Raw genomic sequence first — 1,396 nt, forward strand, 5'->3', positions numbered from 1 at the left:
ACGACAGCCAGCCGGACCCGGTTGCGCTTGGCAGTGCCGTTGGTGGTGCTGTCGACGGTGGTGGAAGCGGCGGTCTCGTGACGGGGATTCATGGAATTCCTCTCGGCAAGCCCCGGATAGGCGTGCGGAACCAGGCCCCTGGCGGGGCCGGCTGTCGCTCCCTCACTCGACGGGCGGCCGCACACGTGTCCGACGTGCCGTGCCGCCCCAGCCACCCTCCGCTCGCCGACGACCCGTTCGAGCCGGTCGCGTCGGCGGGCACCGCCCTCGCGCCGGTGGTCAGTCGGCGGGCGGTGCGTCGGGGGTGAACCCGGGTGGTGCTCGTTGCACCGCCAATGAAGCTAAGGGCGGCCCCCGCGCCGCATCAAGCAATTCTTGGACGCCGCAGGTCAGTTGACTGTTACCGGCGGTATTGATCATGTAATCGACCGGGAAACGACCGGCTTTGACCGGATTTCCCGGCCCAAACGGTCGAATTCCGTGCCGTCGCTCACACCGTGCCGGCCGCCCGGCGGGCCGCTTCATCGACAAATCGCCACCGTCGCCTGACGCACCGTCACCACGCCGATCGGAGTTCCCGATTCCACTCGCCGGCGATGTGGTGTTCACCACCACCACTACCGGGAGTGAGCGAAAAATCGCTCAGCGCATGGCGTGCGACCCGTCCGCACACGGACCGAACGGGCCGTCGACCCGCCTCAGCCGGCGCCGTCCAGCCCCGCGTCCCGGGCCAGCAGCGCCGCCTGCACCCGGTTGTCGCACCCCAGCTTGGCCAGGATCCGGCTGACGTACGTCTTCACCGTCGCCTCGCTCATGTGGATCCGGGCACCGGCGTCCGCGTTGGACAGACCCTCCCCGAGCAGCGCCAGGACCTCCAGCTCCCGCTCGGTCAGCACCTCCAGCCGCCGCCGGGCCCGCGCCCCGCGGGCGGCGGCCGGTCCGGCCTGCCCGCCGGCCAGCGAGTCGACGATGTGCCGGGTCGCCGCGGGCGACAGGAACGCGTGCCCGGTGGCGGCCGCCCGGACGGCCTGGATCAGCTCGCCCGGCGCGGTGTCCTTCAGGAGGAAGCCCGCGCCGCCGTCGCTCACGGCGCGCAACACGTTCTCGCGCTCCCCGAAGGTGGTGAGGATCAGCGCCCGTGCGCCGGGGACGGCCCTCGGCAGCTCGGCGAGCGCCGTCAGCCCGTCCATCACCGGCATCTGGATGTCCAGCAGGACGACGTCCGCCCGGTGCGCGCGGGCCAGTTCCAGCGCCTGCCGGCCGTCGGCGGCCTCCGCCACCACGTCCATGTCGTCGGCGGAGGACAGGATCATCCTGATCCCGGCCCGGATGAGCGGCTCGTCATCGGCGACGAGGACTCGGATCACTGCTGGTCATCCCCTTGTACTTGTCCTGA

At 71.4% G+C, this 1,396-nt stretch carries 1 protein-coding gene; it reads right to left on the minus strand.

What is annotated here, in order from left to right; all coding sequences use genetic code 11:
* Positions 1-698: 698 nt before the first annotated feature.
* The gene (locus ABD308_RS28535; RefSeq protein ID WP_344340525.1) at positions 699-1,367 is read right to left on the minus strand and encodes a response regulator; all 669 of its coding nucleotides are present in this window, start codon (positions 1,365-1,367) and stop codon (positions 699-701) included.
* Positions 1,368-1,396: the final 29 nt, after the last annotated feature.

The organism is Kitasatospora putterlickiae, from assembly GCF_039527695.1.
In the GTDB taxonomy this organism is placed as follows: domain Bacteria; phylum Actinomycetota; class Actinomycetes; order Streptomycetales; family Streptomycetaceae; genus Kitasatospora; species Kitasatospora putterlickiae.